The sequence below is a fragment of the Variovorax sp. FG153 genome, from assembly GCF_057809595.1.
The window spans coordinates 69,272-88,929 of sequence record NZ_JBMDKG010000038.1; the positions used below are offsets into that span (position 1 = coordinate 69,272).

The 19,658-nt window shown below is 68.4% G+C and carries 19 protein-coding genes and 1 pseudogene; 6 read left to right on the forward strand and 14 right to left on the reverse strand.

From position 1 onward, the window contains the following. Positions 1-53: 53 nt before the first annotated feature. From ACODT0_RS31140 to ACODT0_RS31150, 3 genes are all read left to right on the forward strand, one after another. A complete protein-coding gene (locus ACODT0_RS31140; protein ID WP_489043053.1) occupies positions 54-587 on the forward strand; it encodes a flavodoxin family protein in 534 nt (177 codons plus the stop codon). A gap of 46 nt (positions 588-633) precedes the next feature. Continuing rightward, positions 634-2,094, forward strand: a complete 1,461-nt coding sequence (locus ACODT0_RS31145) for a trypsin-like peptidase domain-containing protein (RefSeq protein WP_489043054.1) — start codon at positions 634-636, stop codon at positions 2,092-2,094. A gap of 61 nt (positions 2,095-2,155) precedes the next feature. Next, positions 2,156-2,530, forward strand: coding sequence for a TraR/DksA family transcriptional regulator (locus tag ACODT0_RS31150; RefSeq protein WP_261211864.1), 375 nt, complete (start codon positions 2,156-2,158; stop codon positions 2,528-2,530). A gap of 15 nt (positions 2,531-2,545) precedes the next feature. On the opposite strand, the gene ACODT0_RS31155 is transcribed toward ACODT0_RS31150, so the two are convergent. Further along, positions 2,546-3,013, reverse strand: a complete 468-nt coding sequence (locus ACODT0_RS31155; RefSeq protein WP_261211863.1) for a hypothetical protein — start codon at positions 3,011-3,013, stop codon at positions 2,546-2,548. A 159-nt stretch (positions 3,014-3,172) separates the two neighbouring features. Here ACODT0_RS31155 and ACODT0_RS31160 point away from each other — a divergent pair, with 159 nt between their 5' ends. Continuing rightward, complete coding sequence (locus tag ACODT0_RS31160; RefSeq protein ID WP_489043055.1) at positions 3,173-4,837, forward strand: PHA/PHB synthase family protein; 1,665 nt, start codon at positions 3,173-3,175, stop codon at positions 4,835-4,837. Positions 4,838-4,849: 12 nt separating this feature from the next. Here the strand turns inward: ACODT0_RS31160 and ACODT0_RS31165 are convergent, their stop codons facing one another. Then, positions 4,850-5,434, reverse strand: a complete 585-nt coding sequence (locus ACODT0_RS31165) for a hemerythrin domain-containing protein (RefSeq protein ID WP_261211861.1) — start codon at positions 5,432-5,434, stop codon at positions 4,850-4,852. 168 nt (positions 5,435-5,602) lie between these two features. On the opposite strand from ACODT0_RS31165, the gene ACODT0_RS31170 reads away from it, so the two are divergent. Then, positions 5,603-6,109: a universal stress protein gene (locus ACODT0_RS31170; RefSeq protein ID WP_489043056.1), complete on the forward strand. Its 507-nt coding sequence runs from the start codon at positions 5,603-5,605 to the stop codon at positions 6,107-6,109. Positions 6,110-6,114: 5 nt separating this feature from the next. Here ACODT0_RS31170 and ACODT0_RS31175 read toward each other — a convergent pair whose 3' ends face one another. The 11 genes from ACODT0_RS31175 to ACODT0_RS31225 form a co-directional block, all read right to left on the reverse strand. Further along, complete coding sequence (locus ACODT0_RS31175) at positions 6,115-7,644, reverse strand: bifunctional aminoglycoside phosphotransferase/ATP-binding protein (RefSeq protein WP_489043057.1); 1,530 nt, start codon at positions 7,642-7,644, stop codon at positions 6,115-6,117. 22 nt (positions 7,645-7,666) lie between these two features. Beyond that, on the reverse strand, positions 7,667-10,159 hold the full coding sequence (locus tag ACODT0_RS31180) for a cation-translocating P-type ATPase (RefSeq protein ID WP_489043058.1): 2,493 nt from the start codon (positions 10,157-10,159) through the stop codon (positions 7,667-7,669). Positions 10,160-10,222: 63 nt separating this feature from the next. Beyond that, positions 10,223-10,807 (reverse strand): exopolysaccharide biosynthesis protein, encoded by a 585-nt coding sequence (locus tag ACODT0_RS31185; protein WP_489043059.1) that lies wholly within the window; start codon positions 10,805-10,807, stop codon positions 10,223-10,225. Between the two features lies 1 nt (position 10,808). Beyond that, positions 10,809-11,651: a universal stress protein gene (locus ACODT0_RS31190; protein WP_431513232.1), complete on the reverse strand. Its 843-nt coding sequence runs from the start codon at positions 11,649-11,651 to the stop codon at positions 10,809-10,811. Positions 11,652-11,784: 133 nt separating this feature from the next. Beyond that, on the reverse strand, positions 11,785-13,152 hold the full coding sequence (locus ACODT0_RS31195; protein ID WP_489043060.1) for an FAD-binding oxidoreductase: 1,368 nt from the start codon (positions 13,150-13,152) through the stop codon (positions 11,785-11,787). After that, positions 13,136-14,323: a class I SAM-dependent methyltransferase gene (locus ACODT0_RS31200; protein WP_489043061.1), complete on the reverse strand. Its 1,188-nt coding sequence runs from the start codon at positions 14,321-14,323 to the stop codon at positions 13,136-13,138. The genes ACODT0_RS31195 and ACODT0_RS31200 overlap by 17 nt, the downstream gene beginning before the upstream one ends. A 50-nt stretch (positions 14,324-14,373) precedes the next feature. Further along, entirely contained in the window at positions 14,374-14,595 is a 222-nt protein-coding gene (locus tag ACODT0_RS31205; protein ID WP_261211851.1) for a hypothetical protein, read from the reverse strand. Between the two features lie 52 nt (positions 14,596-14,647). Continuing rightward, positions 14,648-15,349: a PRC-barrel domain-containing protein gene (locus tag ACODT0_RS31210; RefSeq protein WP_489043062.1), complete on the reverse strand. Its 702-nt coding sequence runs from the start codon at positions 15,347-15,349 to the stop codon at positions 14,648-14,650. Beyond that, positions 15,346-15,726, reverse strand: a complete 381-nt coding sequence (locus ACODT0_RS31215) for a hypothetical protein (protein ID WP_057590487.1) — start codon at positions 15,724-15,726, stop codon at positions 15,346-15,348. Before ACODT0_RS31215 ends, ACODT0_RS31210 begins: the two co-directional genes overlap by 4 nt. 65 nt (positions 15,727-15,791) lie before the next feature. After that, complete coding sequence (locus tag ACODT0_RS31220) at positions 15,792-16,829, reverse strand: zinc-dependent alcohol dehydrogenase family protein (RefSeq protein WP_489043063.1); 1,038 nt, start codon at positions 16,827-16,829, stop codon at positions 15,792-15,794. A gap of 79 nt (positions 16,830-16,908) precedes the next feature. Beyond that, entirely contained in the window at positions 16,909-17,571 is a 663-nt protein-coding gene (locus ACODT0_RS31225) for an NAD(P)H-dependent oxidoreductase (RefSeq protein ID WP_489043064.1), read from the reverse strand. A gap of 68 nt (positions 17,572-17,639) precedes the next feature. Here ACODT0_RS31225 and ACODT0_RS31230 point away from each other — a divergent pair, with 68 nt between their 5' ends. Beyond that, positions 17,640-18,896 carry an MgtC/SapB family protein gene (locus ACODT0_RS31230; RefSeq protein ID WP_489043065.1) on the forward strand — a complete coding sequence of 419 codons (1,257 nt, stop codon included), beginning with the start codon at positions 17,640-17,642 and terminating at the stop codon, positions 18,894-18,896. A 3-nt stretch (positions 18,897-18,899) separates the two neighbouring features. Here the strand turns inward: ACODT0_RS31230 and ACODT0_RS31235 are convergent. After that, a pseudogene (locus tag ACODT0_RS31235) lies at positions 18,900-19,658 on the reverse strand (adenosylcobalamin-dependent ribonucleoside-diphosphate reductase); the annotation flags it as partial.

The window sequence follows — 19,658 nt, forward strand, 5'->3', positions numbered from 1 at the left end:
CTTGGCTGCCTACATTGGTTGCCCGTGAATGAAACCGAGAGACAGAGGCAGCCATGAACAACGTCCTGGTCATCGTCTATTCCTACACCGGCACGTCCCGCCGGGTCGCCGAACTCCTGTGCAGCCAGCAGGGCTGGCCCATGGCCCAGATCACCGATGCGCGGCCGCGCAGCGGTGCGCTGGGCAGTTGGCGATGCATGCTCGACTCGTTCTTCCGGCGGCAACCCGCCATTGGCTACGACGGCCCACCGCCCAGCGACTTCGACGCGGTGGTGTTGGTGTCGCCGATCTGGATGCTGCAACTGGCCAGCCCCATGCGCAGCTTCGTCGCGCGCCAACGCGACCGCCTGCCCGAAGTCGCGGTCCTCTCGGTCATGGGCGGCCAAGGCGCCCCAAATGCGGTGGCCGAGATCGGCAAACTTCTCGGCCGCTCCCCGGTCCTGAGCTCCGCCGTCACCATGCGCGAAGTCGATGACGGCAGCTGTGCAGCCCGGCTGCAGGCCTTCGGCACCGCCATCGCCAACGCCAACGCCGAGGATTCACACGCCGTGGTACGGCCTGTCACGCTGTCACGGCAGTCGATCTGAAGACCGGATTCGAAGCGACGTGACGGCCTTCTCTTCCACGTGCGCCATGAACCGCGCCATCCGTCTCGTCTGCACGCTTGTTGCCGGCGTTTCGCTGCTGGGCGCCTGCGCAGCGGCGGCGTCGACACCTGCAGACCAGGCCATGGCAGCGCCGACTGCGGTCGAGCGCGCCGGGGCTGCCGCGCCCGGTTTCTCGTCGCTGGCCGCCAGCCGCAGCACCTCAGTGGTCGACATCAGCACGCTGCGCATCGGGCGCGACGAAAGCCTGGAGAGCATTGAACTCGAAATCGCCCCCGAATACGACTTCGCCGACCGGTTGGCCTGGCCGCTGCCGGCCAGCGCCCGGATAAGCCAGATCCGCGATCTCGCCTCGGGCGTGATCATCGACAGCAACGGGCTGATCCTCACGAACGCCCACGTGGTCACCCACATCGACGAGGCCCAGGTGCGACTGGACGACGGGCGCCGCTTCACGGCACGCGTGGTGGGTGTCGACAAGCGCACCGACGTTGGCCTCCTGAAAATCGATGCCACCGCGTTGCCTGTGGCTGTCATCGGCGACTCATCGACACTCGAGCCCGGCGACTGGGTGGACGCAATCAGCTCGCCCTTCGGCTTTCATGGCAGCGTGACAGCCGGTGTTGTCAGCGCGGTCGGGCGCGTCTTGGCGGGCGCCGGCGACATTCCCTTCATACAGACCGATGTCGCGATCAACCCCGGCAGCTCGGGCAGCCCGCTCTTCAACAGCCGCGGTGAGGTGATGGGCATCAATTCCATGATCTACAGCGGCAATGGCGGGTACATGGGGTTGTCCTTCGCGGTGCCGATCAACCTGGCGATGCAGATCGCCGGGCAACTGCGCGAGCACGGCACCGTGCGCCGGGCCTACCTGGGCGCCGAGTTCCAGGAGGTGACCCCGGCCCTGGCCCAATCCTTCGAATTGCCGTCGGCAACCGGCGCGCTGGTCGTGCGCGTCGAGGCGGACAGCCCGGCACAGGCCGCGGGCCTGGCGCAGGGCGATACGGTGCTGTCGCTGGACGGCAAGCCGCTTGCGCACTTTGCCGATCTTCCCCAGCAGATCGCGCAACGCCAGCCCGGCAGCCGCATGCAGCTGGAGGTCTGGCGACACGGTATCCGCCGCATGCTCCAGGTGTCGTTGAGGGCGCAGTCCGCGCCGCCCCAGAGCAGCTTCACGGCGGCCGCGCCCGAATGGAACGACGGACTGGGCTTGAGCCTGGGCGAGCTTTCGCCCGTGCAACGCCAGCAACTGCGCGTCGACAGCGGCCTGCTGGTGCGCGAGGCCTCTGGCCCCGCGCGCAGCGAAGGCATCCGGGCGGGCGACGTCGTGGTGGCCCTGAACACGGTGAAGCTCTATCGCATGGACGATTTCAGGCAAGGCCTTGCGCGGGTGTCGCCTGGAAAGACGGTCGCCCTGCTGGTGATGCGCGATCACCGGTTCGCCTACGTGGCGGTGCGCCTGCCGGCCTCGCCCAGCAAACGCTCCTGAACGCAAGACCGTCACCCCCGAATACCCATTCATTCATCCATACATCGCAAAGGACATCGCCATGAGACATCTGGGCACCACCGACCGCCGCGCACTGCGTCTTCAGCTGGACACGATGAGGCGCCAGGTGTTCGACGAACTGCGCGCCTCGGCGCCTTCGGCCGAAGCGGCGCTGGCCGAGAACGGCCATGAAGTGAAGACCCATGCCGATGAAGCCGAAGCGGAGCGCGCCGGCGACGTGCACATGGCCGAAGTGGAGATCGATCGCGCCAGGCTCGAGGAGATCGAGCAGGCGATCGCGCGTCTGGCGAGCGGACGCTACGGCATCTGCGAAGACTGCGCCAACGAGATCCCGCGCGCACGGCTCCTGGCCCGGCCCACCGCCATCCGTTGCACGGCCTGCCAGACGGCGGCGGAAGCGCGCCGCCGGCACTGAACCGGCAACGCTGCATCAATTGCCCTTGCCGCGGAGGTCGGCGTTCTCCTTCCTCTTCTTCGACTTTCCGTCCTTTTTTGCCTTGCGCGATGCCTTGCCTTTTTCATCGCCGACCTGCTGGTGGTCCACGGTATGCAGCAAGGCCTTCTTGACATTTCCGGTCGCGGCCTCGTCGCGCCCATAGCTCACGACCCGGTACACCGAGCGGGCGGCCGCGCCGCTGCCCATGTTGCAGATCACCGTGTCGTTGCCGCTCTCGCTCTCGAATTCGGGCGCCTGGTCTTCGAGCCAGTCGTGGTTCTCGATGGTCGTCTCGATGCGGCATTCGCGCGGCACCACGATGCCCAGCTTACGCAGGAATTCGCGCGGCCTCCCCAGGTAGGTCCTGAATTCGGCGGGTGTGCATTGCCAGAAATGCGCGTTGAAGGGTTCGGCCCGGATCACCTTGGACCGGGCGGAGAAATCGACGATGTGGGTCGGCATGTTGAACTCCGGTGGGTTGCAAAAGAGGGGGCTCCCACAGCGTATGCACATTGAGTGGCAGGACCTTGATGCCGCGCAAGGCCGACTGCGCGCGAGCCCGCAGACTTGGATGCGCGGCACCCGAAGACCAGATGCCGCGACTCTCCAGCAAGGACCCAAGTGAACGCGGAGCACAACGAACTCGATCGATCCCTCCACGCGGCCTGGGGCCGGCTCGTCGGTGGCATGTCGCCGGCGGCATGGATGCTTGCCTGGTCCGACTGGGTGCTCCATTTCGCCACGCAGCCCGGGCGCAATGCGCAGATCGCACTGCATCAGGCTCCGCCGCCCGCGCGGCTGCGGGCACACGATTCCCGGCTCGGCGCGGACGAATGGACGGCCTGGCCCTTCAGCATGTACCGCGAGGCCTTCGAAACCACCGGACACCGGCTGCTCGAGATGGTGCGCGGCGTTCCAGGCGTCGATCGGCATCACGAGCAATTGGTGGCGTTCATGGTGCGGCAATGGCTGGAAATGGTCTCGCCCGCCAACATCTTCGCGACCAATCCGCAGGTGCTGCAAAGAACCGCGGCCACCTGCGGCGTCAACCTGGCCACCGGCGCTGCCCTAGGGGTGGAAGACTTCGCTCGCGGGGCCCTGGGACTGCCGCCTGCCGGTACCGAGGCGTTCAGGCCCGGACATGAGGTCGCCATCACGCCGGGCAAGGTGATCCTGCGCAACGAACTCATCGAGCTCATCCAGTACGCACCGACCACGTCGACGGTGCACGCCGAGCCGGTGCTCATCGTGAGCGCGTGGATCATGAAGTACTACGTGCTCGATCTTTCGCCGCACAACTCGCTCATTCGCTACCTGGTCGCTCAGGGCCACACAGTGTTCGCGGTCTCCTGGAAGAATCCCGGCACCGCCGACGCGCAGCTCGGCATGGACGACTACCTGCGGCTGGGCATTCGCGCCAGCCTCGATGCCATTGAAGCCGTGGTGCACGGGCGCCGCGTGCACGCCGTCGGGTATTGTCTGGGCGGTACCCTGATGGCGATTGCCGCGGCAGCCATGGCGCGCGATCACGACGACCGCCTGGCTTCGCTCACGCTGCTGGCCGCCCAGACCGACTTCACCGAACCCGGGGAGATCGGCCTGTTCATCGACGAGAGCCAATTGGCGTTCCTGGAGGACCTCATGGCGCACGAAGGATTCCTGGGGGCGCAGCAGATGACGGCCGCCTTCCAGGCGCTGCGTCCTGGCGACCTGATCTGGGGGCCGATGGTTCGAACGTGGCTCCTCGGAGAGCGTGCGCCCATGACCAACCTGATGGCGTGGAATGCCGACGGCACGCGCATGCCCTATCGCATGCACGCGGACTACCTGCGCAGCCTCTTCCTCGACAACGCTTTGGCAGAGGGCCACTACCTGGTCGACGGAAAGCCGGTTTCGCTGAAAGACATCGACGTGCCGGTTTTCCTGCTCGGCACCAGCACCGACCACGTGGCGCCCTGGCGCTCGGTTTACAAGTTCAACCTGCTGAGCGATACCGAGGTGACCTTCGTGCTCGCCACGGGAGGCCACAACGCAGGCATCGTGAGCGAGCCCGGCCATGCGCACCGCAGCTACCGCGTGCTTCGGCGCGCAGGAAACGGCGCCTATGTGCCACCGGACAGTTTCCTCGGCGTGTCTCGCGACATCGAAGGTTCGTGGTGGCCGTGCCTGCAGCAATGGCTAGCCGCGCGGTCGGGCCCGAGACGCCGTCCACCGGCGATAGGCGCACCGCATCGCGGCCTGCCTCCCTTGTGCAGTGCACCCGGCGGCTACGTACTGGCGCGCTGAACAGGCGATGGCCTAAAGAGCCGGCCCCAGACCGATGGGAGCGGGCACGACGTTGACGATGCGCGTAAAGAGCGCGTTGTATTCGAAGTCCGCCACGTGCCCGGTCATCGGGTCGCGGTTCTGCGCGAAGGCTTCGTCCAGATCGCGCCAGTCGTCACCGGTCAGCACGCGTTCGGCCAGCGGCAGGATCTCGCGCTCCTCCAGCGCCATGTGGTTCAGGTAGAAGTCGACGTACTCGCCGATCGTCCGCTCGAAGGCTTCGCGCCGCGATTCGCCGAGCATCTCGAACGCAAGCAGCGCGTGCTCGACGTCGCGGATCCTGCGCTCGCCGCGGGCGTGATCGCTGTCGAGCTTGTCCAGCAGGTCGCGCGAAATCGGCGTCTTCGCGCGCAGCTTGGGAAACAGCAGCTCGGTCTCCTTGCGGTGATGGCGCTTCTCGGGAAACTCGTCGACATAGAAAAGCATGGCGCGCAGCGTCGCGAAATCGGGCAAAGTCCCCTTCTTTCGGTGCTGCTCGAGCAGCAGGACGATGGAGCGCAGCATGGCGGCGAGCGCGGCGTGCTCCTGGCGAATGATGCGGACGGTGGCGTGGGTCACGGGTTCTTCCTTTGGCATGCCTGAAGGGTCGCGCTTTCGCCTTGTGCCGGCTTGCGCCAGATCAAGCCGTACACCCACCGGGCGGGCACACCGCTTGATCGATGTCAAGCCGCACAGCGCCTCTGTCCGGATACTGGCTCCATCCCATTCACACACCGGAGTCATGCCATGTACCAGCGAATCCTTGTTCCCATCGACGGCAGTTCCACATCCAGCCGCGGCCTGGCCGAAGCCATCCAGCTGGCGAAGCTTACCGGCGGGCGCTTGCGCCTGGTGCACGTAATCGACGAGCTGTCGTTCGCGCTCGCCATGGACGCCTACTCGGGCTATGCCGGCAATTGGCTCGAAGAACTTCGCGCCAATGCCACGAAGCTGCTGGAGACCGCGCGGGCCAAGGCGGCCGGGGAAGGCATCGAGGCCGACACGGTATTGATCGACCGCTTCAAGGGCGCGGTGCACGACCAGGTCATCGCCGAAGCGCAAGCCTCGAATGCCGACCTGATCGTGATCGGCACCCACGGCCGTCGTGGCATCGGCCGCTGGGTGATGGGCAGCACTGCCGAGCACATCCTGCGCATGGCGCCCGTGCCGGTGTTACTGGTGCGAGCACCCGAGGAGGCGCGAACCGAGCACGAGCGGTTCACGCTGCCCAGCGGAGAGGTCGCCATCCAGTGATGGGTTCACGGGCCTGGGGCCGCGGCGCGCCAGCGCGCCGCGATCCGGGCGATGTTCACCGGCCCTTGCGTGGAGACCTCGATGGCCAGGCCGCGCTCGTCGGCCTCCAGCGGATCGTGGCTTGCCAGTTGGCGCTCGAGCACCGCCAGCCCTGCTTCCGAGGCATCCGTGCCCGCGGCAATCCGCGCGGCCACGCGGCGGCGCAGCGTTTCCGACTCGGCGCGGCAATCCAGGATCGTGAAGGGCATGCGCAATTCGGCGGCCAGCGCACGGAAGCGCTGCCGTTCGGCAGTGCGCAGGAACGCAGCATCCACGATCACCGGGTAGCCCGCCAGCAGCGCGTCGCGTGCGCAGGCCTGCAGCCGCTCGAATGTCCTGCGGGTCGTTTCCGCGTGATAGATGTCGAGCCCGAGGCCGGCGGAGCGCGCCTGCGGACCGAGGCCATGCAGCCGCTTGCGCTCTACATCCGAGCGCAGGCGAACAGCACCCGCCGCGCACAGCAGTTGCGAGGCGACGCTAGATTTTCCGGCGCCGGAGAAACCGTGCGTGATCATCAGGCGCGCGTCGCCCCGAGGTTGCTGCGCGAGCTGCGCCGCGCACGCCAGGTAGTCGGGCCGCACCGCCGCCAGCGGGCCTCGCGGTCCCAGGCCGGATGCCATGACGCGCACAAGCGCCCGATACACCTCGTAGAAGCGCCACACTCGCAGGCCCGCGCAGTCACCGCTGTGCTGCAGCCATGCGTCCAGGAAGCGGAACGCTAGGTCGGAGCGGCCATGGGCCTTCAGGTCCATAGTGAGAAAGGCGACGTCGTTCATCATGTCGATCCAGCGCAGCGCCGGGTCGAACTCGATGCAGTCGAAAGGCGTGAGCGCGCCGTCCACCAGGACCACGTTGGCCATGTGCAGGTCGCCATGGCATTCGCGCACGGCGCCGTCCTGCTGGCGGACGATCCAGGCCGCGTGCAGCACCTGCCCCTGCTCCCGCACCCATGCGTCTACCGCGTCGAGACGGATGTCACTGCCCTGCACCCGCAATGCGGCGAGCACGTCCGTCGCGGCGCGAACGACCCGCTCCGGGCTGCCGAAATCGGACAGCGGCGTCGCGCGCTCCGCGCTCCCGTGCAAGACCGCGAGCCGTTGCGCGAAGCCGTCGAGCTGCACGGGTTCGAGCCGGCCTGTCTCGAGCAGGTCGAGCAGCAGCGACGAGGCCGGAAACCGCCGCATCCGCACCACATGGTCGATCGGAGTGCCATCTCCGCCGATGCGCGGTGCCTCGCGCGTGCCGCAGACCGGTGCCACGTCGATGTAGAGCGAGGGAGCAAAGCGCCGGTTGAGGCGCAGCTCCTCCTCGCAGAAATGCTTGCGAGCCTCTACGCTGCCGAAATCCAGGAACGGCAGACGCACCGGCTTCTTGAGCTTGAAGGCGAGCGTCTGCGTGAGCAGGACCCAGGAGATGTGCGTCTCGACCAGCGCGACCGGCTGCCCGGTCTCCAGCCGGAGCGCTTCGCGCAATGCATCGACCAGGGTGGTGTCCATGTCTATGTGTCGCGCTCCCGGTTCACTGATTTCGTGAAGCCGCGAAAAGGCGCCACAGCGCCCAGCCCGCGGGCAGCACCACCCACAGCGCCCACGGCGACGGTGCGATCGGCAGGCCGAAAATGCGTCCCACGCCCGGCACCGCCGTGAGCAGGCCCCAGACCACGCACACCCCGATCAGCAGCGCATGGAACACCGTGTTGGTGTGCGCAAGCCGTAAGCCCGCGCCGCGGAACCACAGAAGCAGCAGCAGGTTGCCCAGCACGATCGAGCCGAGGCTCGCCATGCGCAATTCCTCCTGCGTGGCATCCAGCGCGCGGCAAGCCCACTGCACCGCCACCACGCCGGCGAAGACCAGCGCGCCCATCGCGAACGCGCGCGCTGCCGAGGCCGGCGAGAACAGCGCCTCGTCGCGCGGCCGCGGCGGCACCGTCATGCTGTCGTCCGGCGCCCGCTCGGCCTCGAACACCAGCGAGCAGGCCGGATCGATCAGCAGCTCGAGCAGCACCACATGCAGCGGCAGCAACAGCACCGGCCCGCCCATCACCACCGGGATCAGCGCCACGCCGACGATCGGCACATGCACCGCGAAGAGATACCCCAGCGCCTTGCGCAGGTTAGTGAAGATGCGCCGTCCCGCGCGCACCGCCTCCACGAGCGAGGCGAAGTTGTCGTCCAGCAGGACCAGCGAGGCGGCTTCGCGCGCGACGTCGGTGCCGCGCCGGCCCATCGCGACGCCGATGTCGGCAGCCTTGAGCGCGGGGGCGTCGTTCACGCCGTCGCCGGTCATCGCCACGATGTCGCCCTGCTGCTGGAGCGCCCGCACGATGCGCAGTTTCTGAGCGGGGTCGACCCGCGCGAACACCTGCACCTCGCGCACGCAGCGGCGCAGCGCCTCGTCGTCCATCGCGGCCAGCGCCTTGCCGCTCAGGACCTGGGCATCGCCGCCGTCGACGAGTCCCGCCTGCCGCGCGATCGACCGGGCCGTCAGCGCCGCGTCGCCGGTGATCAGCACCACGCGCACGCCCGCGCGCCGGCACTCCTCGATGACACGGGGCACCTCCTCGCGCAAGGGGTCCATGAAGCCGAGCAGGCCCAGGGGTGACAGGCGCAGCCCGTCGGGCAACGCGGCGTCGTCGCCCGTCTGCCCGGCGTGCCCCTCGGCCGCCGCGAGCACACGGAGGCCGGCCACGCTCCAGCGGTCGGCGGTCTCTCGCAACAGTTGCATGCGCGCAGGGTCGGCATCGCACAGGGCCAGCACGGCCTCCGCGGCGCCCTTGACCGCCACCGTCCGGCCGGACTCGCCGGCCACATGCCACCAGTGCACGACATAGGGCGAGCCGTCGCGGATGCCCCGGCGCGGGCCGGGTGTCCATCCCGCATCTCCGCCGTCCAGGCCGGCGACTTGCGCGGTGACCCGCACCGCATGGTCCATCGGCTCGACACCGCCCGTGCTGCTCGCGCGCAGCGCGCCCCGCAACAGGCCTTGAAAGCGCGACGTCAACGCCTGCGCGCCCGGCGTGCATTCCGTCTCGCCGTCATGCAGCATCGCAAGCGCCATGCGGTTGTGCGTGAGCGTTCCGGTCTTGTCCACGCACAGGACCGTGGTCGTGCCCAGCGCCTCGATGGCCTGCGGCTGGCGGGTCAGCACATTCGACTTCGCGAGCCGCCAGCTGCCCAGCGCGAGCATCACGCTCCAGACGACGGCGAACTCCTCGGGAATCAACGACATCGCCAGGGTCAGCCCGACCAGCAGGCCCTGCGTCCACGCGCCTTCGCGCAGCGCGAACACGGTCGCCGCGACGACGCAGGTGAAGGCGGCAAGCCATGCGACACGACCGACCAGCCGGCGCAGCTCGTCCTGAAGCCGGCTCGCGCGGGGCGCGAGCTGCGCGATGGAGCGATGAATGGCGCCCAGCGCGGTGTGCGCGCCGGTGGCGGTCACCTCGGCCACGCCGTCGCCGCGCACCACCAGGCTGCCCGCGTAGAGCCGACGGCTGTCGGCCTCGTCGTCATCGCCGGCACCACCTGCCTGCTTGCCCTGCGGCACCGACTCGCCGGTGCGAAGCGACTCGTCGACCTGCAGCCCGACCGCTTCGAGAAGCCGCGCATCGGCGGACAGCCGGTCGCCCTCGTTCACCAGCAGGCGGTCGCCGCGCACCAGTTCACGGCTCGCGATGCGCAGCACGCGGCCCCCGCGCACGACGGTGCAGCGGGGACTGGAGAGATCCTTCAGCGCTTCGAGCACGCGTTCGGTGCGTTGCTCCTGGTAGATCGACAGCCCGCCCACCATCAGCACCGAGGCCGCGAGCATGCCGGCATCGCCCAGGTCGCCAAGCAGCGCATACAGCGCGGCGGTCGCCAGCAGCAGCAGGAACATCGGCTGCGTCAGCGCGTTCCAGGCGATGCGCACCACTCCCTTGCGGGACACGGAAGGCAGCACGTTCGGACCGTCGCTGCGAAGGCGCTGTGCTGCTTCTTCGTCGGTCAGGCCTGCGGGCGGGTTGTCGGGCACGGTGGGCTCCTCATTGGCGTGGGCCGAGCGTGCCACCGCTGGCCGAGCCAGCCTTGACTTCCGTCAAAGCAGCGTCCAAAGGCCCCACAGCACGCTGCCCGCCAATGCCAGCGAGGCGATGCCCGCGGCAAAACCCAGCACCACCGCCAGCCCATCGCCCCGCAACCCGCCGAACGACAGCAGGCTCAGCGTCATGCCGATCGGGATGTTGACCAGCGGCAGCGGGAGCACCAGCAGCAACGCCAGCACGCAGCCCAGGCCGCCGGCCAGGCGCATGGCCAGCGGCCCGGCGAACGCATGCAGTCTCGGGCGGCTGACGCCGTGGCGCCATGCAGCCAGCCCCTCCAGCCGGGCCATAGCGGCTTCCAGATGCATGCGCGAGATCGACAAGCCTGCCAGCCATTGCGGCACCCAAGCGGGGCGACCCAGGAGTTGTTGCGCGGTAAACAGCAGCAGCGGCGCGCCAAGCACGCTCGACATGCCCGGCGGGGAGGGCAGCGCATTGGGCAGCGCGAAGAACAGGATTGCAGCGGCGAGGCCGCCCTCGCCTGCCGCGGCTACGATGTCGCCGACACGCACGCGCGCCTGGCCTTCGTCGCGCGCGAGACGGCTCAGGTTTTCCACCCAGGCGTCGGCGCGGGCCGCCACCTCAGTGCGCCATCAGGACCGGCACGGTCATCTGCGCGAGGACCTGCCGCGTCACACCGCCCAGCACGCGCTCGCGCAGACGCGAATGGCCGTAGCCCCCCATCACGAGCAGGTCGGCGCCAAGGTCCGAGATCCGCGACAGCAACGCATCGGCAAAGCCGATCTCGGTCACCTGCGTCTCGGCGCGCGCTTGCACGCCATGCCGTAGGAGGTACTGGCACATGTCCGGCACCAGGAGCTGCTGCGCGTTGTCCTCATCGCGCGGGTGGCGCATCGATACGAGCGTGACATGTCCGGAGCGATGCAGCGCCGGCAGTGCCGCCTGCATGGCCATGGCGGCTTCGCGCGAGCCGTCCCAGGCCACGACGATGTTTTTGGGCATCTTGTCGAAAGTGCCGGCCGAGGGCACAACCAGCACCGGCCGGCCCACTTCCATCAGCACGCGCTCGGCGAGTGCGCGGACGATGGTGTCCCGCTTGTTGGCGTCGTCGTCCTGCCCGAGTACCACGAGGTCGCTCGCATGGCCGTAGCGCACCACGGCGTCCACCGTGGCGCCGTCGACGAGTCGCATCTCGTAGGACATGGGCCCCAAAGCGGCGATGTCTTCCCTGAACTCCCGCGAGATGCACTCGGCGCGCCGGCGCAGGTAGTCGGCCGACTCCGCGATGTAATCGGTCATGCCGGTGGCGATGGCGTCTGCCGGAATCACGCCGTCGTACAGGCCCGTGGGAACCAGACCGACCAGGTGGCTTTCGTGGGCGCGCGACCACCGGGCCGCCATCGCGGCGCGCACGGGGCTGCGGTCCGAATGGTCCAGGTGAACGAGGATGGTTTTGAAATTCATGGAAGGCCTCGCGAGGTGATGCGCCGCGTCCCGGCGCAGGAAAAACGATGTCGGGTGCATGGTCGGCCACCGGGCGCGTGCGAGTGTTGACGGCGATCAAACCAGCACCAGGTCGGCGTCGGGCCACATCGGGTCAGCGCCCGAGCACGCACTTGTCGTACAGGTGCGGCGCGCGGCCTTCGGGGTCGTAGCGCTGCTTGAGCCCGGCGTAGACGTCCGCCCCGTAGGCGCGGTCGAACTCCTCGCGCGTGAAGAAGCTGTCCGAATAGAGCGACTTGATGCCGCCCAGGCGCAGCACCTCCTGCTCGACCAGCCGGTTGAAATGCCCGGCCTCATGCGCCTCACGGCGCTCGACCACATCCCAGAAGCCGAAGTTCACGTACAGCGTGCCGGCCTCGAGCGGGTACAGCGCAAAGTGCGCGTGCGGGTCGGGCACCCGAAGCGGACAGATCCAGACCGGCAGGATGCCGATCTCGCGCAGCAGGAATTCGAGAAAGTCCGGTGCCGCGCGCAGCGGGATGTCCACGTCCTGGATCACCGACTCGGTGTGCAGCCCGCGGCATTCGGCCAGGCGCCTGGTCACGCCCCAGCGGGCGTTCAGACGCATGAGCCGCGTGTAGGTGCGGGAGTTCAGGTGCCCGCGGCCCAACAGCCGGCGCACCAGCCGGTTCTGCGCGCCGAAGTTGCGCGAGCACCAGAACCAGTCCGTGTCCCAGCGCCACAGGTAGTCGTGCGTACGCAGGTAGTCGACCGGCATCTCCAGCAGCGAGCGGTAGTAGATGCGCTCGAACTCGTAGTTGCTCAGCCAAAGGGCGGCATGCGCGAAGCGCCCGATGTTCAGCACCAGCGAGCCGAGCCCGAACACCACGCCATCGACGAAATCGGCATCGCCCTCGCAGGCCTCGGCCAGCGCCGCGAAGAAGTCCGCGGGCTTGTCGAATCCGATGTGTTCCACCCGCACGCAGGGCAGCACCGGTAGCGTGCGCAGCACCAGCCGCAGCGCGTAGCCGAGCGAGCCGTAGGAGTTGGGAAAGCCGAAAAACAGGTCGCGGTGTTCGTTGTCGGGCGTGCAATGCACGATGTGCCCGTCCGGCAGCAGGACATCGAGCTCGCGCATCGAATGGTGGACCAGGCCCTGGCGCATCGATGTCGCCTCGATGCCCACGCCCGCCACCGCGCCCCCCGCCGTGATGGTCTTGAGCTGCGGCACCACCGCCGGCATCATGCCGTGCTGCAGCGTGGCGGCCACCAGGGTCTCGTAGGTCGCCATGCCCTCGACCTCGACGGTGTTGTACGAGGCGTCGATGCCGATGACGTGGTCAAAATCCCCGAGGTCGAGGTGGCGCCTCGGGCCGCCCTTGCCATCGCGGTCGCGGAACAGGTTGGACGTCCGCTTGGCCAGCGCGATCGGCGCCGCCGGCGCCGCGCCGTCCCCCTGCAGCGCTGCCAGGAGGCGGCGCCTGCGCGCCGCATGGGCCTGCGCCTCAAGGCTCGGGTGCACACAGGTGCCCCCGGCCCATCGGGTAGCTGTCCGGCGTCACATTGCCCTTGCTGAAAACGATCTGGAACAGGTGCGTGTAGCCCGCCGGCGAGCGGAACATCTCGGCGCAGCCGATCAGGTAGGTGCGCCAGATGCGGCGGAAGCGCTCGTCGAAACGCTGCGGGTCGCGTGCCTGGATCGCGGGCCAGTGCTTCTCGAAGCGCTCGGCCCAGGCGTCGAGCGTGGGCGCGTAATGGCGACGCAGGTTCTCGATGTCCACCACCTCCAGGCCGCTGCGCTCCATCTCCACGATCACATCGGCCAGGCTGGGAATCCAGCCGCCGGGAAACACGTGCTTGCGGATGAACAGCTCCGTCTCGAAGCGACCCACATGGCCGATGAAGTGCAGGACGCCGAGCCCGCCGGGCTTGAGGAACTGCGCGTGCGCGCGGATCACCTCGGGCAACTGGTCGCGGCCGGCATGCTCCAGCGTGCCGATGGAGACGACCTTGTCGTAGCACTGGTCGACGTCGCGGAAGTCGGCTTCGCGCACCTGCAGCGAGGCTTCCAGCCCGCGCCGCTCGATCTCCTCGCGCAACCACTCGACCTGCTCGGTGGTGGTGTTGAGGCCTACGCCCGTCGCACCGATCTTCTGGTGCGCACGGAACATGAAACCGCCGAAGCCACAGCCGATGTCGATGAACCGGTCTTCGGGTTTCAGCAGGATCTTGCGGCACACGTGGTCGATCTTGTGGCGCTGCGCCTCTTCCAGGCTGCGGGTTCCCTCGGGCCAGTAGCCGCACGTGTACATCATCAGCGGATCGTCCAGCCACGGCCGGTAGAAGCCGGTGCCCAGCCCGTAATGCGCGCGTGCGTTGGCCTTGGCACGGGCTGGGTCGCGGTTGGAATGGCGCAATTCGTGCAGGATGTTCTCGATGCCGTTGAGCGCACCGGCCTGCTGGTCGAAGCCGACGGCCAGGGCAGCTCCGAAGTTGCCTCCGACATCCACCTCCTGGTCGAAGTAGGACTCCATCAGCCCGATATGGCCGCGGGTCGCCGTGGCGAACAGTGCGGCATCGGTGTGCAGGACGATGGTGAAGACCGGCTCGCCCTCACCGACCTCGTGGCGGCTGCCGTCGGGCATGACGACGGCGAAGCGGGTCGCGGCACGCTGGCCGATGCCGTCGAGCATGTTGCACAGGGGAGGGGACAACATCATGGTGCGCATCCGGTTTCGCGCACCTAGCCGTCCAGCGGCACGCCGCCACCGAAGCGGCAGACCCAATGGTCCATGAGTTCGTGCTGCACGGCGCTGATCGAGCGCTGCCATGCGGTCATCATTTCGAGCTGCTGGCATTGCGCCAGCACCAGGCTTTTGCCGACGACCATCTGCCAGTTCATCACGGATTGAAGATAGCCGTTGCCGAAGGCCAGCGGCGTCGTCGAAAGAGTGTCGTCGGGCATGGGAAGTGTCTCCACGAGCTAAAGGTCTTGTTGGGCAACGGGCGGGCGTTCCTCAGGTCGGTGCGTTGCGGATCGCATTGCGCAGGCGCGCGGAGGCCCGGCCGACTTCGGCCTCCACGGCCTGCCATTGCGTGGCGTCGGCGGCTTCCATTTCGGCCATCTTGTCCTCCACCGCCCGCTGGTCCTGCCGCAGCGAAAGGATCTGTCGCTCCAGGTTCGCCCTGGCGTCGCCGCTGCTGTGCGCGGACATTCGCTCGAGCTGGGCGATGGTCTTGCGCGCCCTGTCCACGTCCTGCTGTGCCCGCTCGACGATCGAGCTCTGGGTGCGGGTGACGGGTGCATGGACGAAGGCCGGCTGCGACGCCAGCGCCTGCCTGTCCGCATCGGGCAGCAGGAGGCGGCCGCCGTGCACCTGCAGTTGCGCCACGGGAACGGCGATCAGATGCCGGGATGCCCCGACGAGGTCGACAGGGCCGCTCGTGTCGATGATCAGGAAGCTCACGCGCTTGTCGGTGTCCACGATCAGGTCGAGCGCCTTGCCCAGCCTGTCGCCCGCGGCGTTGTACACGGTGCGCCCAAGAATGCTCTGCTTCGCGCTCCAGCCTGCGATCACCTGCTCGGTCTCGGTCGTCGTGGCGCCCAGGCGGCGGACGCCGGCCACCTGCGCGCCCGCCGTGCCGGCAAGCGACAGCGCAAGCACCATGCCCAGGGCGGCGATGTGGCAGGCTCCCGGCACTTGCATCTCCCGGCTCATCCGGCCTTCATGGGCGCAGCCATGAAGGCGTGCACCGAGAAATAGCGACGAGCCATCGCCACCAGCTCGTTGGTGCTCATGTGCCCCACGGTCTCCCAGCCGACGATGCGGCTCGCCATCTCGGGACGGTGCTTCTCCACGTAATGGCGGAAATCCGCCTGCGCCGTGCGCGAGCCGGCGACGAGCACTTCGGTGATGTCCTTGATTGCGTCGCACACCTCACCGAAGAACTCGTGCTCGCTGCGCACACTGCTGCCATGCTGGCGGGTGCAGTGGACGTGCTCCCTGACCTGCTGCGCAAGAACCTGCGAGGCATCGAACTGGAAGACTTGCGCGGCGTGGTGATCGACCCAGGCGACGGCGTGATAGAGCGGCATGAGAAACCCGTTGAAAGAATGAACACGAATGAAAGGAAGCGCAAAGGTCCTGCGGAAGCCGCGCCCTAGGCTTCGATGATCACCTTCAGCGCATGCGTCTCGGCGGCGCGCCCGAAGGTGTCGTAGGCGTCCATCACCTGGTCCAGCTTGAACCGGTGCGTGATCAGCCGCGCCGGGTCCACCTTGTGGGACTGCACCGTCTTGAGCAGCATCGGTGTCGAAACGGTGTCGACCAGCCGCGTGGTGATCGCGATGTTCTGCGACCACAGCCGCTCCAGGTGAACGTCTGTCGGGTGTCCATGGACACCGATGTTCGCGATGATGCCGCCGGGCGCCGCGATGTCCTGGCACAGCACGAAGGTCGCCGGTATGCCCACGGCCTCGATCGACACGTCGACGCCCCGGCCGCCGGTCAGCGCGAGCACCGCCTCCGCGGCCTTGCCATCAGCGCTGTTGATGGTGTGCGTCGCGCCGAACCGGCGCGCCACCTCGAGCCGGCCGTCGTCCAGATCGATCAGGATGACCTGCGACGGCGAGTAGAACTGGGCCGTGAGCAGCGTGGCCAGGCCGATCGGCCCCGCGCCCACGATGGCCACCGTGCTGCCCGGCGAAACCTTGCCGTTGAGCACGCCGCATTCGAAGCCGGTCGGCAGGATGTCGCTGAGCATCACCAGCGCCTCCTCGTCCGCACCGGGCGGCACGGGGTAGAGGCTGGTGTCCGCATGCGGGATGCGCACGTACTCGGCCTGCGTACCGTCGATGGTGTTGCCCAGGATCCAGCCACCGGTGGCGCAGTGCGAATACATGCCGCGGCGGCAGTTCTCGCACTTGCCGCACGATGAGATGCACGAGATCAGCACATGATCGCCGGGGAGGAAGGCCGTCACGCCTGCGCCGACAGTCTCGACGACGCCCACGCCCTCGTGTCCGAGGATGCGGCCAGGCGCGCAGCTCGCCACGTCCCCCTTGAGGATGTGCAGGTCGGTGCCGCAAATGGTCGTCTTGAGAATCCGCACGATGGCGTCGCCCGGCGTCTGGATTTCAGGCTTTGGACGGTCTTCGAGCGACTTGAGACCGGGGCCCTGGTATACGAGTGCTTTCATGCCGCCACGTTATGCGTCCGGGCGCGCTCTTTCTTTGAGATAGCGCAAGGAATCTCCGAATCGTCGCGCAAGAAGCCCTCTACCGGCCCTCGCGTCCCAGGACAATGAACCGGCGCAGCCACTGCTCGCGCTGGACATCGCTCATGCTCTCGACCTGTCCGACCAGGGTTTCGTGAACCGGCGCAATGCCCACGAAGCCGAGAATGTTCCGCTCCAGCGCCTTCAGGCTGTGGGCGCGGAAGTACCAGCGATAGACCAGCGCCGGCATTCCCATGGTCACGACGATGCGTGCCGAACGTCCCCTGAGCAGCTTCGCGCCGATGCCGCCTTCCGATGGCCGCCCGAGCGCAAACCCCGGGCGAAGCACCTGCTCGAGGAAGGCCCTGGTGACGGCGGGCATGCCGCCGAGCCACAGGGGAAAGAACAGCACGATGTGCCCGGCCCGCAGGATCGCCTCCTGCGCCGGCTGCAGCGCCACCGGCACGGCTTCGGTGTCCCATGACGTCTTGCTGCCCAGCAGCGGGAAGTCCAGCTCGGCAACGTGGATGACCCGGACTTCATGGCCCGCTGCCCGCGCGCCCTGCGCATAGGCCTGGGCGAGCGAATGGCCGAAATGCGGGGCCAACGCATCGGGATGGCCCTGAAGCAGGAGGATTTGTCTAGGCATGGTGTTCAGCGCAACGGAGATGAAGCCATCCTCGGCATCGCGCGATGCTCCCGGTTTGCGCGAGATCAAGCCCAAGCGATCTCGGGCAATGTCCGATGGCCATCGAGTCTTGACGCCGCGCCGCCCGGGGCGACACTGAAGGCATGAGCACCATCAGCCCATCGGCCGCGATCGTCGGGCTCGCCGTGGCGCTGCGCATCGGCCTCATCGTCGGCATCGAGCGCGAGCGCCGCAAGGGCGACGGCGACCGGCGCGCGGCCGCGGGATTGCGCACCTTCGCCATCGTGGCGCTGGCCGGCGCGGTGGCGCAGATCCTGCCGGGCCTGGCGCTCGTTCCCATCGGGGGGGCGCTCGTCGCCGCGCTGGCGGCCGTGTCCCACTGGAAGAGCCGCTCGCCGGACCCGGGCATGACCACCGAGATCGCGCTGTTCGCCACCTACCTGATCGGCGTGCTGAGCGTCATCGAGCCGTCGCTGGGTGCGGCGTGCGGAACGGGCCTGGCGCTGCTGCTGGCGGCGCGCCGCGGGCTGCACCGCTTCGCCACGGAACTGCTCAGCGAACAGGAGCTGCGCGACGGCGTGCTGCTGGCGGCGCTCGCTCTGATCGCGCTGCCGCTCATTCCGTCCCAGCCTGTCGCGATGCTCGGCGGCATCGCGCCACGGCCGCTGGCCGCGATGGTGCTGCTGATCATGTCGGTACAGGCCGCGGGACAGGCGGCCGTACGCTGGCTCGGTGTGCGCGGCGGCCTGCTGGGAACAGGCTTCGCGTCCGGCTTCGTGTCGAGCACGGCGACCGTGGCGTCGTTGGGCAGCCGCGCGCGCGAACAGCCTTCGCACACCGGCCTGCTGGCTGGCGCCGCGGCCCTGTCCGCGGTCGCAACATGGGTGCTGGCTCTGACGATGGCTGCGGCACTTTCGCCGCAGGCCGGTCTTGCGCTGCTTCCGGTGGCGTTCGCCGGTGCGGCGGGCGCGGCTGCCGCGGGTCTGCTGCCTCTGTTGTCGCCCCAGCCTCGCATCGCGATCGAGGCGCGAGCCGACACGCGCAGTGCGCTGCGGCCCCGCGAGGCGCTGGTCGTTGCGACCGCGCTGGCGCTGGTTGCATTGCTGGTGGGCACGGCGCAGCGGCACTTCGGCGACGCGGGGCTGCAGATCGGCATCGCGCTCGCGGCGCTGGCCGATGCGCATGCCCCCGTGGCCTCGCTCGCTTCGCTGCATGCGGCCGGCACCCTGTCCACGGACCATTTCGTGCGCGGCGTGCTCCTGGCGGTGGGAACCAACACGCTCACACGCTGCGCAGTGGCCCTGGCAGCGGGTGGCTGGGCTTACGCCCTGCGCGTGGCGGCCGAGCTGCTGGCCAGCCTGGCCTGCGCGGGCGTTGCCTCCGTCTGGCTCAAGGGCTGAGCCTCACGCCGATGGAAGCGGGGTCGCGCACCCGGTGCATGACGGCCCCGGGCGGGCTTCCAGCACCGCCCTCAGCTGGTCGTTGGGCCGGTAGGTCGCCAGCCCCTTCAGTCCGAGGCGCCATGCGTGCATGTACAGCTCCTCGAATTCTTCGTATGGACAATCCGCTGGCACGTTGACCGTTTTCGAGATGCCCGCGTCGATGCAAGGCGCCACGGCGGCCACCATCTCCACCTGCGCCAGCGCGCTCATCTGCAGGGCGGAGACGAAAGCGGGACCGGGCACCGCCTGCGGCCCCTTGCGTTCGCGATACAGCCGCATCGCGTGGTCCTCGACCCTGTATTCCCCGATCCGCCCGTCCGGCAACCGCCTGCGCCGCGCGAAAGTCCATGCGTAGGCGGGCTCGATGCCGTTGCTCGCGTTGTCCGAGAAGGCCAGGCTGATGGTGCCGGTGGGCGCGATCGACAGCAGGTGCGAGTTGCGCACGCCGTGCGCGCGAATCAGCGCCTTCAGCGGATCAGGAAGACGGGAGGCGAAGGTGCCCGGGCGGAGGTAGGGATCGGCCTCGAAGAGAGGAAAGGTACCCCGCTCGCGGGCGAGTTCGCACGATGCGGCGTAGGCCGCGTCCCGCAAGGCCCGGGCGATGCGCTGCGCCGCATCGCGGCCCTCGGGCATGTCGTAGCGCAAATTCAGCATGACCAGGGCATCGCCCAGGCCGGTGAAGCCGAGGCCGATGCGCCGCTTGTCCAGAGCTTCCCGGCG